This window comes from Arthrobacter sp. B3I9, assembly GCF_030816935.1.
In the GTDB taxonomy this organism is placed as follows: Bacteria; Actinomycetota; Actinomycetes; order Actinomycetales; family Micrococcaceae; genus Arthrobacter.
Map to the genome: position 1 here is coordinate 2,118,131 of NZ_JAUSYO010000001.1, position 12,299 is coordinate 2,130,429.

A 12,299-nucleotide genomic window follows, 5' to 3' on the forward strand; every position below is an offset into this window, starting at 1 on the left:
GCGAAAGGGCGGACGTTGACTGCTGTACTACCGGAACTTGCCGAGGGCGACTTTTACTACGAGGTGCTGGGCGACGGGCGGTTCCGCTCCACCATCCACGCCCAGGGTGCCTGGAACGAGCATGAGCAGCACATGGCCCCCGCCTCCGGCATCATGGCGGACTGCCTGGACCGCCATGAGCCCCGCGACGACATGCGCATGGCGCGCCTCAGCTATGAGATCCTCGGCCTGATCCCGGGCGGCGAGTTCGAGGTCACCACCACGACGCTCCGCCCCGGGCGGACCATCGAGCTGGTGCAGGCCGAGCTGGTGGCCGGCGGGCGCGTGGCCATCCGAGCGACGGCCTGGCGGATGATGATGTCCGATACCTCCGCCATCGCGGCCTTCGAGGATCCCCGGATCCCGGCGCCCGAAGCCTGCGAGCCCTACGACGCGGCAAAGGTCTGGCCCGGCGGCTACATCAAATCGCTGCAGATGCGGATTGCGGAGGGCCACCGCGCCGGCTCGGGGACGGTCTGGCTGCAGACCGGGCACCCGCTTACCAACAAGGAGGACAGCAGCGACCTGGCCCGGCTGATCGGGCTGGTGGACACGGCCAACGGGATCGCCGCGCGCGTCCCGCCGGGGAAGGGCAGCTACGCCTTTCCCAACCTGGACCTGCAGATCCACATGTACCGCCGGCCGGAAGGGGAGTGGCTGGGGCTGGACAATGAGGTCTCCTTTGGAACGGACGGGATCGGCCTGACCTCGACGGTGCTGCACGACCTTCAGGGGCCGTTCGGCCGGGCGGAACAGATCCTGACCCTGCGGGCGTCCTAGCTAGTGGAAGACGAGCCAGCCGACCGCCGTGGCCAGGCCGGTCAGCGCGGCGCCCCAGAGGATGTCCACCACCACGATGCTGAGAGGCCACTTTTTGAGCGTCGCGGCGTTGGTGAGGTCATAGGTCGCGTAGGCGAACGTTCCCAGGGCGGCGCCGTAACCCAGGGCCGTGAGCCAGCTGCCGCCGTCGAGCGCCGGCCGGAGCGCGAAGAAGACGATTCCGGCGATGTACAGGACGTAGAAGACGACGGCGTACCCTAGATGGGGTTTGTCCGCCAGGAGGTGCCCCAGATTGCGCCGGTAGAACTTGCTCGTCGACTTGAGCCAGACGGAGTCGAGAACGGCAAACGCGGCGGCAACGACGAGGAACTGCAGGATGACCATAAGGGAGCATAACAACATGCCGGAAGCCATGGGCGGAGAACGGACGCTGACCATTGTCCGGCAGGAGGAGTCGCTGGGCGCGGCGGCTGACCTGGACTTCGCAATCGGGCTGCTGCAGCAGGTCAAGGCCGGCCGGTTGGGACCCACGCTCCGGCTCTACCGCCCGGTGCCGACGGTAGCATTCGGGCAGCGGGACAAGCATCTCCCCGGCTTCGACGACGCCGCCCGCGCCTGCCGCAACCTGGGCTTTGAGCCGTTGGTCCGTAAGGCCGGCGGCCGGGCCGCTGCCTACCATCAGGGGACCCTGGTGGTCGACCATCTGGAACCGGAGCGGGACGCGATCGCCGGTGCCAAGGGCCGCTTTTCGTTCTTCGGCGAACTGCTGGCCCAGGCGCTCCGCAGCGCGGGCGTGGACGCCGCCGTCGGCGAGATCCCCGGCGAGTACTGCCCCGGCGAATTCAGCGTGCACGGCCGGAATACGGAGCTGCCGTCCCACCAGGTGAAGCTGGTCGGCACAGCCCAGCGGGTGGTCGCGGGAGGCTGGCTGTTCAGCTCGGTGATCGTGGTGGAGAACTCGGCCCCCATCCGGGCCGTCCTGGAGGCCAGCTACGCCGCCCTGGGCCTGGAGTGGGACCCGGCGACGGCGGGCGCCGTCAACGACCTCGTCCCGCACGTGGGGGTCGACGCCGTCGAGGCGGCTGTCCTCGATACCTATGCCCGCTATGCGCAACTGGACCACGCGCAGTTCAGCACCCTGCGCTAACGCTGCCACCCCGATCGATTGCTCCGTAACTGCCGTTGTGAAGGTTCATAACGGCAGTTTCGGAGCAATCGATGGGGTTTAGGGTGCGCTCAGTGGCCCCGGGCGATCCAGTCCTCGAGCTGCGGCGCTTCGGCGCCGACCGTCGTCGGATCGCCATGGCCGGTCAGCACCACGGTGTCCGCGGGGAGCGTAAGCAGCTTACCCCGGATGGATTCGATGATGGTGGGGAAGTCACTGAAGGAGCGGCCGGTTGCGCCCGGGCCGCCCTGGAAGAGCGTGTCGCCGGAAAAGACCGTCCCTTCGCTTTGCAGGTAGAAGCAGGTGGACCCAGGCGAATGGCCCGGCGTGTGCAGCGCCACCAGGCGGGCACCCGCGACCTCGAAGGTGTCCCCGTCCGCGATGGCGTGCTCCGGTTCGGTGCCCGGAAACACGCGCTCCCACAGCATCCAGTCCTCGCGGTTCAGGTATACCGGAGCTCCGAGCCGGCCGCGGACCTCGCCGACGGCGCCGATATGGTCATCGTGGCCGTGGGTCAGCAGGACGGCCTTGACCCTGCGCCGGGCGACGGCGGCCTCGACGGCCGCCGGATCGTGTGCAGGGTCGATGATCAGGCATTCCTCGTCGTTGCCGACGATCCAGACGTTGTTATCGACATCCCAGGTGCCGCCGTCGAGCGAAAACGTGCCCGAGGTGACCAGCCGGTCGATCCGCACGCCGTTTCCGCCGCTCACAGTTCGACCACCGAGCGCAGCACGGAACCGGCGTGCATCTTGTCGAAGGCTTCCTCGATCTGGTCGATCGTGATCCGTTCGGTCACGAAGGCATCGAGATCCAGCTTGCCCTGCCGGTAGAGGCTGATGAGCATCGGGAAGTCGCGCGAGGGCAGGCAGTCGCCGTACCAGGAGGACTTCAGTGAGCCGCCGCGGCCGAAGACGTCCAGCAGCGGCAGCTCCAGCGCCATCTCCGGGCTCGGTACCCCGACCAGCACCACGGTGCCGGCAAGATCGCGGGCGTAGAAGGCCTGCTTGTACGTCTCGGGGCGTCCGACGGCGTCAATGACCACGTCGGCGCCGAAGCCGCCGGTGAGCTCGCGGATGGCCTCCACCGGGTCCGCCGTAGAGGAATCGATGGTGTGGGTGGCGCCCATGTCCTTGGCCCGTTCGAGCTTCTTGGCGTCGATGTCCACGGCAATCACGGTGGTGGCACCGGCAAGCGCGGCACCGGCGACGGCCGCGGTGCCCACCCCGCCGCAGCCGATGACGGCGACAGAATCGCCGCGCTGGACGTTGCCCGTGTTGATGGCGGCGCCGATGCCCGCCATGACGCCGCAGCCGAGCAGCCCGACGGCGGCGGGGTCGGCGTCGGGGTCTACTTTGGTGCACTGGCCGGCGGCAACAAGGGTTTTTTCGGCGAAGGCGCCGATGCCGAGCGCGGCCGTGAGCTCGGTGCCGTCCTCCAGCGTCATCTTCTGGGTGGCGTTGTGCGTGTTGAAGCAATACTGCGGCTTGCCGCGGCGGCAGGCCCGGCATTCGCCGCAGACGGCCCGCCAGTTCAGGACCACCCGGTCGCCGGGGGCCACCTCGGTGACGTCCGGTCCGACGGCGCTGACCACGCCTGTGGCCTCATGGCCCAGCAGGAACGGGAAGTCATCGTTGATGGCACCGAGCTTGTAGTGCAAATCGGTGTGGCAGACGCCGCTGGTGAGGATATCCACCAGCGCCTCTCCGGGGCCGGGATCCGGAACCAGGATGGTCTCCACCGACACGGGTGCTCCCTTGGAGCGGGCTACTACGCCTTTAACCTTGTGGACCATGAAAATCTTCCTTTCTTGCGCCCGTGTTCATGTGAGCGCGGGACGCGCTAAGGCGCGGTCCCGCAGGACCGCGCCTTGGTGGTTGACATCGGAAATGGGCGTGGGGCCTAGGCGGCGAGCCGGCTCTTGACCTCTGCTGCGGAAGGGTTAGTGGCCGCGGTGCCGTCCGGGAACAGCACGGTGGGAACGGTGCGGTTGCCGCCGTTGAGCTGCTCGACGAGGTCGGCAGTGCCTTCGACTTCTTCGATGTTGATCTCGGTGTAACCGATGCCCTGGGCGTCCAGCTGCTTCTTCAGGCGGTTGCAGTACCCGCACCAGGTGGTTGAAAACATGGTGATGGTTCCGGATTCGGGGGTGAAGTCCACGAAGTTCTCCTCAAGGGCTGGTTGACGGTGCCCGCTAGCGGTGCACTCTAACTGTGCTGGCCAGCGGCGGCCTGTCGCTGCAAAAGTCTTACGTTATCCAACAACCGTAACCCGAAGCCGGCTATTCCCGCACGGCCGGCAGCGGTGGCATGCTGGTGCCATGTGTGGACGCTATGTGATGGCCCGTGCCGTCGGAGACCTGTTGGCCGAGTTCGACGCCGGACTCGAGGAGGAGATCGCCATCCCGCCATCGTGGAACGTGGCCCCGACGGCGGACGTGCCGGTGCTCCTGGAGCGGCTGGTGGACGGTGAGCCGGTCCGCCAGCTGCACATCGCGCGCTGGGGCCTGGTCCCGTCGTGGGCGAAGGACCCGGGCATCGGCTCGAAGATGATCAACGCCCGGAGCGAAAGCGTTCTGGAGAAGCCGGCCTTCCGCAAGGCCACGCGCTCGCGGCGCTGCGCCGTCCCGGCCGACGGCTACTACGAATGGAAGGGCGAAGGCCGCAACAAGCAGCCCTATTACGTGCACCCCAAGGATGGTCGGCCCATTGTCTTTGCCGGGCTTTATGAATGGTGGAAGGATCCGTCCAAGTCCGAGGACGATCCGGAGCGCTGGTTGCTCTCAACCTCGATCATGACGACCGACTCGCCCCCCGAAGGCTATGCCGGAGGCGTGCTGGCCGAGTTGACCGCGCTGCACGACCGGGTTCCGCTGCCCATGGACCGCGAAACCATGCAGAACTGGCTGGACCCGCAGGCCGACGACGCCGCCGCCCTCGTGGGGCTGGTGCGGGCGGGGGCGCATGATGTCGCGGAGGGCTGGACGATCGACGCCGTCGGCACCGCCGTCGGGAACGTCAGGAACGACTCCCCGGAGCTCATCCAGCCGGTAGGAAGCCTGTTCTAGCCCAAGGGAGAGTCAGAGCGTCACCCGGCCGTCGCCGTCGACCTTCCAGGTGGGGTTGAAGGCAACCTCCCACCGGTAGCCGTCCGGGTCGGCGAAGTACCCGGTGTAGCCGCCCCAAGGCTGCGTTTTGGCCTCAGTGACGATCGCGGCCCCTGCCCTCGCGGCGTCCGCCATCACCTGGTCGACTCCCGCGGCACTGCCGAGGTTGTGGCTCAGCGTGATGCAGGGAATCCCGGCCGGGGGATCGGTGGCCGCCTCGGACTGCATCTGCCCCGCATCCCACAGCGAAAGGAGCAGGCCGTGGTTGGCCTGGATGAAGAGGACTTCGCCCGGCACTTCCCGGTGCACGGCCCAGCCGAGGCCCTCAACGTAAAAGCGGCGGGAGGCGTCAACACTGCGGACACCCAGCGAAATTAAGTCGACTCGTGGCTGCATATTTGGATACTGTCATGCATATGTCCACAAATCACGCAGACGACAAAACCGCCCGGGCTGACCGGGAGCAGCTCGCTGCCGTTCGGGTTGCCGTCGATGAGGTCGACGAGCAGATTGTGGCCCTGATTGGACGCCGGGAACGGCTGATCCGGATCGCCGGCACGCTCAAGGCGGACAGCGCCGAGGTGCGGGCTCCGGGGCGGGTGGAGCGGGTCATCGAACACGTCAAGGCGACTGCCGAACACAAGGACATCGACGTTGACCTGGTCGAAAAGACGTACCGGGCCATGATCGATGCCTTCATCACGCTGGAACTGGAAGTCTACAAAGCCAGCTCCTAGCGGGTCAGGCTCAGAGGGCCTCTTCCACCGGAACGTTGGCCTGGTACTCCCGGCCGTCACAGTCGCTGAAGGCGGTCATGAGGTGCCCCTTGGGGAGGCCCAGCACCGTCTCTATGGGGAAGTTCCCGGTGATGGAGTTGCCTGAATGCTCCACACCTTTGAGGTCGAAATTCTCTTCCGTGCCGTCGTGGTTGAAGTAGTAGAAGGAAACGGCCTCGCCGTTCATGAACTCAATCCCCAGCCTGCGCTGGTGCGAAAAGTCCGGTTCGGCGGCTAGAAGGCCTACCACGTAGGCGCCCTGGCCCGGGATATTGCCCTCTATATCGAACTTCGCCACCAAGGCGGTGTCCTTGGCGGCGATGCTGACGTGCTTCAGGAGTGCGTTATGGGAGCTCATGGCTCAATCCTGCTCCCAGCGCAGTCGTCCGTCCACCCCGAATCTAGGTTTTGCCCCGGCCCCGGCGTAGACTGGAACTATTCGAAGATATATTCGAATAGTTACTCTGCAGTTTGGTTGGTCCGGGAGGCACATTGGGCATGTTCAGCGCGTCGGTTGACGTTGTCTGCACCCCAACAGGTGTCCCGCTTCAGCTGGATTGGGAAGGCCGGCACTACACCGTGTGTGCCGAGCCGATCCGCTGGTATGAGCGGCGCCAGTGGTGGGCCGAGGAACAGCGGGCGCCGCTGGGAAGCGGACCCGGGATTGTTGACCACGAGATCTGGCGCGTCCAGGTGCGCCAGGATGGAATCCCCGAACCGGAAACCCTCACCCTTGACCTGACCCGGCATGTGCGCAGCGGACGCTGGCGCCTGCTGCGGATCCATGATGCCCTCCGCCCCCAAAAATCGGCATGAGCTTCACCCATCTCCACGTTGCCACCGCTTTCAGCGCCCATTACGGAGTCTCCTGGCCCGATGAACTGGCGGCCGCGGCGGCCGCCGATGGCGCGACCGCGCTCGCATGCACAGACCGCGACGGCCTGTACGGGACAGTCAAGCACCTGAAGGCCTGCATGGCCGCGGGACTTGATCCGATCGTCGGGGTGGACCTGGCGGTCTTAGACGACGACGGCGACCTCAGCACCCAGGTGGGCGGACGGGTCCTGGTCCTGGCCCACGGGCACAACAACGGCGCCGGCTACCGGGCGCTGTGCCGGCTGATCTCCGACGCGCATGCCCGCACCACCGGCAAGGCCGGGGGACCGGTGCCCGTCGCCGTCACCCGGGCGGAGCTCGCCTCGCGGACCCTTTCCCCGGAAACCCTGCAACCGGTGCTGACCGTCCTGATCGGACCCGACTCCGACGTCGGACGGGAGATGGGCGGCCGGCGGTACCTGCGCCCCCGCACACTGTTCAAGCGCTGGCTGGACGCCCTGCCACCGGGGACGCTCGCCGCCGAGGTGGTCACGCAGCTCAGCACGCCCGGAGAACCACTGAGCACCGCCCACGCGGTGCGGATGCTCAAACTCGCCGCGGAACACGGTGTGCCCGCCGTGCTGAGCAATGCCGTGCGCTACGTCGCCGAGGACGGGGCCGCCACGGCTGATGTGCTGGACTCGGCCCGTACCCTGAAGTCGCTGCCGGAGCTTTCGGCTGCCCCGTTGCTCCAGCCCAACGGGCAGGGCTGGCTCAAATCGGCTTCCCAGATGCTGCAGCTGGGCAAGGAGATCATGGCGGCGGCGGGATACGGCACCGCTGACCTGAAGCGGCTGATGGCCCAGACCGAGGCGCTCGCGGACCGCTGCCGGATGGACCCGGTCGCGGACATGGGGTGGAAGCAGCCGGTGGTTCCGGAGGCGTCAGTGATCGGAATCGCCGGGGACCCCCTCGTGGAGCTCACCCAGCGCTGCGAGGCCGGCATCAGCCGCCGTTTCCCCGGAATCAGGGGGAAAGCGGCGGAGCAGCTGCGCCACCGGCTCGGTCATGAGCTGCGGATCATCGACAGCCTGGGCTTCGCTTCCTACTTCCTCACCGTGGCCGAAGTCTCCCGGATGATCCTGGACATGGGAGTGCGGGCCGCAGGCCCGCGGATCCGGGGCTTCCAGTCTGGTCAATTACCTGATCGAGGTCAGCCAGGTGAACCCGCTCGAGCACGACCTCATTTTCGAACGCTTTTTGTCCCGGGACCGCGCCACCCTGCCGGACATCGACATCGACGTCGAAAGCGCCGAACGGCACAACGTCTACCGGAAGATCTTTGAGCGCTTCGGTTCTGAACGCGTCACGCTGATGAGCATGCAGAACGGCTACCGCGCTCGCGGTGCTGTGCGTGATGCCGGGCTGGCGCTGGGCATGGAGGAAGGAGAAATCGGAGATATCGCCAAGCAGCTGTGGCGTTTTTCTGCCCGCAACTTCCGGGAGGCGCTGGAGGAGAAACCGGAACTGAAGGAATTCGCCGGCCGGGTGGAACAACGGGACCACCACGGAAACCAGCAGCTGGACCTGCTGGTGGACCTCACCGAACGGCTGGACCGGCTCCCGCGCCACATCTCCATGCATCCCTGCGGCGTCATCCTGGGGGACGCCACCCTGCTGGACCGCACCCCGGTCCAGCCCAGTGGACTCGGCCTGCCGATGAGCCAGTTCGACAAGCACGACATGGACCCCATGGGCATGCTCAAGCTGGATGTCCTTGGGGTCCGGATGCAGAGCGCCATGGCCTTCGCGGTCCGCGAGGTCATCCGGCTGCATCCCTCCAAGGCCGAGGTTGTGGCGGCGGGCTCCCATCCGGCAGGTCCGGACGGAACAGGACCCGACTACATCTCCGCGGACGGCCAGATCGACCTCAATGCCGTACCGCTCGATGACGAACCCACGTATGAACTGATCCGCAGCACCCACACCCTGGGCTGTTTCCAGATTGAGTCCCCGGGGCAGCGAGAGCTCATCGGCAAGCTTGCGCCGCGGGAGTTCAACGACCTCATTATCGACATCTCGCTGTTCCGGCCGGGGCCGATGAAATCGGATATGGTGCGGCCCTTCCTGGAACACCGGCACGGCTTCGCGCCGGAGGTCTATCCGCATCCGGATCTCAAACCGGTCCTCAAAGAGACCCACGGCGTCACTGTGTTCCACGAGCAGATCCTGAAAACCTTCGATGTGATGACCGGCTGCGGGCTGGCGCGGGCCGATGAATTCCGCCGGGCCCTCGGCAATGAGGTCCTGGAAGGCAAGGTCGAGGAGTTTTTCCGCAAGGAGGCCCGGACACGGAATTACAGCCCCGAGGTGGTGGACAAGGTCTGGGGGACGCTGAAGGCCTTCGGCAGCTTCGGCTTCTGCAAAGCCCACGGGGCCGCCTTTGCCGTGCCCACCTACCAGTCAGCCTGGCTCAAGGCCCACCATCCTGAGGCGTTCCTCGCCGGGCTGTGGGAGCACGATCCCGGGATGTATCCCAAGCGCCTGCTGGTCGCGGAGGCCCGGCGGCTGGGGATCCCGATCCTGCCCCTGGACATCAACCTGAGCCAGGCCGAGTACCGGGTGGAGCGCGTGGCGGCCGGCCCGGACCGCGGCAAGCTCGGCATCCCGGCTGAGCCTGAACGGCATATACGGCCTCTCCGCCGCCGAGCTGAAGCGGATCGTGGCGGGACAGCCCTATGATTCCCTCGCTGACCTGCGCGCCCGGTCCCGGCTGAGCAAGCCGAGCATCCAGCGGCTGGCCCAGCTGGGCGCCTTCGATTCCCTGCACAGGGCTTCGGGCAATTCCGGCAACCGCGCCGACCTGGTCCAGCACCTGCAGAGCCTGCAGGGACGGCCGCACCGGAAAGGCACCGAGGTAATTGACGGGCAGCTGGCCCTGCCGTTAGGCGACGTCGAACTCAGCAACCTGAAGCCCGTCCTGCCCGCACCGACCCTGGTGGACACCGTCCGGGCGGAACTGGACCTGATGGCGGTGGACGTCAGCGACCACCTGATGTCCAGCCACCGGCCCTTGCTGGACCGGCTGGGTGTCACCACCGCCGACAAGCTGCTGGGTCTGCGCAACGGCACCGAGGTGCTCGTCGCCGGCGTGCGGGTCGCCACCCAGACCCCGCCCATGCGCGGCGGCCGCCGGGTGGTGTTCATCAGCATCGACGACGGCACAGGCTGCGTGGATTCCGTCTTCTTCCACGAAGCCCAGGAGCAGGCGGGGTCCTTGCTGTTCGGCACCCGGCTGCTGTTGATCCGCGGCACCACCCGGCGGACCGGTCCGCGGGGGATCAGCATCAGCGCCAGCATGGCCTGGGACCTCAGCAACACCGGCACTCTGCCCTTCCCTGAACCTGCCTCCGGCGTGCCTGTCCACCGTGAACCGGAGCCTCCGGGAGCGCTGGACGGGATTACCCGGAACCTGGCCATCACCGGGTTTAACGGCTGAGGGGCGCGTTGGTTGGCCTCCGGAGAAACCGATAGCATGGACGAGGCTGGCTGTGGTCCCCGTACGCCACAAGCTACGAAGCCTTAACTTTGAATAGGAGACACCCGTGTCAGATGCCCAGCAGATCACCCTTCTCGTCGACGGCGAAGAGACCAAGGTGACTACCGGGACCACCGGCGCGGAACTCTTTTTTGAGCGCCGCGACGTTGTTGTGGCCCGCGTCAACGGCGAGCTCAAGGATCTGGACCAGCCGCTTCCCGAGGACGCCACGGTCGAGGCCGTGACCATCGATTCCCCGGACGGCCTCAACGTCCTGCGCCACTCCACTGCCCATGTCATGGCCCAGGCGGTGCAGCAGCTGCGCCCCGACGCCAAGCTTGGCATCGGCCCGTACATCACGGACGGTTTCTACTTCGACTTCGACGTCGCGGAGCCGTTCACTCCGGAGGACCTGAAGACCCTGGAAAAGATGATGCTCAAGATCATCAACCAGAACCAGAAGTTCGTCCGCCGCGTGGTGTCCGAGGACGAGGCCCGCGAGGCGATGAAGAACGAGCCCTACAAGCTCGAACTGCTGGGCAAGAAGAACGACGCCGCCGACGCCGGTGAAGGCGTCAACGTCGAGGTCGGCGCCGGTGACATCACCATCTACGACAACGTGGACCGCAAGAGCGGCGACAGCGTCTGGTGCGACCTGTGCCGCGGCCCGCACCTGCCCAACACCAAACTCATCTCCAACGCCTTCGCCCTGACCCGGTCCTCGGCCGCCTACTGGCTGGGCAACCAGAACAACCAGCAGCTGCAGCGCATCTACGGAACCGCCTGGCCCACCAAGGACGCCCTCAAGGCCTACCAGGAGCGCATCGCGGAGGCCGAACGCCGCGACCACCGCAAACTCGGCGCCGAGCTGGACCTGTTCTCCTTCCCGGACGAGCTGGGATCGGGCCTGCCCGTGTTCCACCCCAAGGGCGGCATCATCCGCAAGGCCATGGAGGACTATTCCCGCCAGCGCCACGTGGATGCCGGCTACGAGTTCGTCTACACGCCGCACATCACCAAGGGCCACCTCTACGAAGTCTCGGGCCACCTGGACTGGTACCGGGAGGGCATGTTCCCGGCGATGCACATCGACGCGGAACTGAACGAGGACGGCACCGTGCGCAAGCCCGGCCAGGACTATTACCTCAAGCCGATGAACTGCCCCATGCACAACCTGATCTTCCGTTCCCGGGGGAGGTCCTACCGTGAACTGCCGCTGCGGCTGTTCGAGTTCGGCTCCGTCTACCGCTACGAGAAGTCAGGCGTCGTACACGGCCTCACCCGGGTCCGCGGCATGACCCAGGACGACGCCCACATCTACTGCACCCGTGAGCAGATGAAGGACGAGCTGACCACCACGCTGAACTTCGTGCTGGGACTCCTCAAGGACTACGGCCTGGACGACTTCTACCTGGAACTGTCCACCAAGAACCAAGACAAGTTCGTGGGCGATGACGCCACCTGGGACGAAGCCACCCGCACCCTCGCCGAAGTGGCCGAAGCCTCGGGCCTCGAGCTCGTTCCGGATCCGGGCGGAGCGGCGTTCTACGGCCCCAAGATCTCCGTCCAGGCAAAGGACGCCCTGGGCCGGACCTGGCAGATGTCCACCATCCAGCTGGACTTCAACCTGCCGGAACGCTTCGAGCTCGAATTCCAGGCGGCGGACGGCACCCGCCAGCGCCCCGTGATGATCCACCGCGCCCTGTTCGGCTCGGTGGAACGCTTCATGGGTGTCCTGACCGAGCACTACGCCGGCGCCTTCCCCGCCTGGCTGGCGCCGGTGCAGGTCGTCGGCATCCCGGTGGCGGAGGCCTTCAACGACTACATGTTCGACGTCGTGGACCAGCTCAAGGCCGCCGGAATCCGTGCCGAGGTGGACATCTCCTCCGACCGTTTCCCGAAGAAGATCCGCACAGCCAGCAAGGACAAGATCCCGTTCGTGCTGATCGCCGGCGGGGACGACGCCGAAGCCGGGGCCGTGTCCTTCCGCTTCCGCGACGGCAGCCAGGACAACGGTGTGCCGGTGGCCGAGGCCGTCCAGCGCATCGTCGACGCCGTCCGCAACCGGACCAGCTAGGG

Annotated in this window: 12 protein-coding genes and 1 pseudogene; 7 read left to right on the forward strand and 6 right to left on the reverse strand. The window is 66.6% G+C overall.

The genetic code is table 11. The features are described 5' to 3' along the window. The first annotated feature begins 15 nt into the window (after window positions 1-15). A complete protein-coding gene (locus QFZ65_RS09990; protein ID WP_306910000.1) occupies window positions 16-819 on the forward strand; it encodes a thioesterase family protein in 804 nt (267 codons plus the stop codon). Here the strand turns inward: QFZ65_RS09990 and QFZ65_RS09995 are convergent, their stop codons facing one another. Next, window positions 820-1,203, reverse strand: a complete 384-nt coding sequence (locus QFZ65_RS09995; protein ID WP_306910001.1) for a DUF2177 family protein — start codon at window positions 1,201-1,203, stop codon at window positions 820-822. A 16-nt stretch (window positions 1,204-1,219) separates the two neighbouring features. On the opposite strand from QFZ65_RS09995, the gene QFZ65_RS10000 reads away from it, so the two are divergent. Continuing rightward, window positions 1,220-1,966: a biotin/lipoate A/B protein ligase family protein gene (locus QFZ65_RS10000; RefSeq protein WP_373427640.1), complete on the forward strand. Its 747-nt coding sequence runs from the start codon at window positions 1,220-1,222 to the stop codon at window positions 1,964-1,966. Between the two features lie 89 nt (window positions 1,967-2,055). On the opposite strand, the gene QFZ65_RS10005 is transcribed toward QFZ65_RS10000, so the two are convergent. From QFZ65_RS10005 to QFZ65_RS10015, 3 genes are all read right to left on the reverse strand, one after another. Next, a complete protein-coding gene (locus QFZ65_RS10005) occupies window positions 2,056-2,697 on the reverse strand; it encodes an MBL fold metallo-hydrolase (RefSeq protein WP_306910003.1) in 642 nt (213 codons plus the stop codon). Beyond that, window positions 2,694-3,779 (reverse strand): S-(hydroxymethyl)mycothiol dehydrogenase, encoded by a 1,086-nt coding sequence (locus tag QFZ65_RS10010; RefSeq protein WP_306910004.1) that lies wholly within the window; start codon window positions 3,777-3,779, stop codon window positions 2,694-2,696. Before QFZ65_RS10010 ends, QFZ65_RS10005 begins: the two co-directional genes overlap by 4 nt. A 107-nt stretch (window positions 3,780-3,886) precedes the next feature. After that, window positions 3,887-4,144: a mycoredoxin gene (locus QFZ65_RS10015; protein ID WP_011692168.1), complete on the reverse strand. Its 258-nt coding sequence runs from the start codon at window positions 4,142-4,144 to the stop codon at window positions 3,887-3,889. 160 nt (window positions 4,145-4,304) lie between these two features. On the opposite strand from QFZ65_RS10015, the gene QFZ65_RS10020 reads away from it, so the two are divergent. Further along, window positions 4,305-5,051, forward strand: a complete 747-nt coding sequence (locus tag QFZ65_RS10020) for an SOS response-associated peptidase (protein WP_306910006.1) — start codon at window positions 4,305-4,307, stop codon at window positions 5,049-5,051. Window positions 5,052-5,063: 12 nt separating this feature from the next. Here the strand turns inward: QFZ65_RS10020 and QFZ65_RS10025 are convergent, their stop codons facing one another. After that, window positions 5,064-5,486, reverse strand: coding sequence for a VOC family protein (locus QFZ65_RS10025; protein WP_306910008.1), 423 nt, complete (start codon window positions 5,484-5,486; stop codon window positions 5,064-5,066). A gap of 14 nt (window positions 5,487-5,500) precedes the next feature. Between QFZ65_RS10025 and QFZ65_RS10030 the strand changes: the two genes are divergently transcribed. Continuing rightward, window positions 5,501-5,827 carry a chorismate mutase gene (locus tag QFZ65_RS10030; RefSeq protein WP_306910010.1) on the forward strand — a complete coding sequence of 109 codons (327 nt, stop codon included), beginning with the start codon at window positions 5,501-5,503 and terminating at the stop codon, window positions 5,825-5,827. Window positions 5,828-5,837: 10 nt separating this feature from the next. On the opposite strand, the gene QFZ65_RS10035 is transcribed toward QFZ65_RS10030, so the two are convergent. Then, complete coding sequence (locus tag QFZ65_RS10035; RefSeq protein ID WP_306910012.1) at window positions 5,838-6,224, reverse strand: hypothetical protein; 387 nt, start codon at window positions 6,222-6,224, stop codon at window positions 5,838-5,840. Window positions 6,225-6,358: 134 nt separating this feature from the next. On the opposite strand from QFZ65_RS10035, the gene QFZ65_RS10040 reads away from it, so the two are divergent. The 3 genes and pseudogenes from QFZ65_RS10040 (at window position 6,359) to thrS (ending at window position 12,297) form a co-directional block, all read left to right on the forward strand. Then, window positions 6,359-6,682, forward strand: a complete 324-nt coding sequence (locus QFZ65_RS10040; protein WP_306910014.1) for a DUF6504 family protein — start codon at window positions 6,359-6,361, stop codon at window positions 6,680-6,682. Further along, a pseudogene (locus tag QFZ65_RS10045) lies at window positions 6,679-10,181 on the forward strand (DNA polymerase III subunit alpha). The gene QFZ65_RS10040 and the pseudogene QFZ65_RS10045 overlap by 4 nt, the downstream one beginning before the upstream one ends. A gap of 106 nt (window positions 10,182-10,287) precedes the next feature. Then, a complete protein-coding gene (gene thrS, locus QFZ65_RS10050) occupies window positions 10,288-12,297 on the forward strand; it encodes a threonine--tRNA ligase (protein ID WP_306910016.1) in 2,010 nt (669 codons plus the stop codon). Window positions 12,298-12,299: the final 2 nt, after the last annotated feature.

What these genes read in the sequence shown, in the direction of transcription:
- QFZ65_RS09995 (WP_306910001.1), bottom strand. Translation starts at nt 1,203, where the DNA reads ATGGTCATCCTGCAGTTCCTCGTCGTTGCCGCCGCGTTTGCCGTTCTC.
- QFZ65_RS10000 (WP_373427640.1), top strand. Translation starts at nt 1,220, where the DNA reads ATGCCGGAAGCCATGGGCGGAGAACGGACGCTGACCATTGTCCGGCAG.
- QFZ65_RS10010 (WP_306910004.1), bottom strand. Translation starts at nt 3,779, where the DNA reads ATGGTCCACAAGGTTAAAGGCGTAGTAGCCCGCTCCAAGGGAGCACCC.
- QFZ65_RS10020 (WP_306910006.1), top strand. Translation starts at nt 4,305, where the DNA reads ATGTGTGGACGCTATGTGATGGCCCGTGCCGTCGGAGACCTGTTGGCC.
- QFZ65_RS10025 (WP_306910008.1), bottom strand. Translation starts at nt 5,486, where the DNA reads ATGCAGCCACGAGTCGACTTAATTTCGCTGGGTGTCCGCAGTGTTGAC.
- QFZ65_RS10030 (WP_306910010.1), top strand. Translation starts at nt 5,501, where the DNA reads ATGCATATGTCCACAAATCACGCAGACGACAAAACCGCCCGGGCTGAC.
- QFZ65_RS10035 (WP_306910012.1), bottom strand. Translation starts at nt 6,224, where the DNA reads ATGAGCTCCCATAACGCACTCCTGAAGCACGTCAGCATCGCCGCCAAG.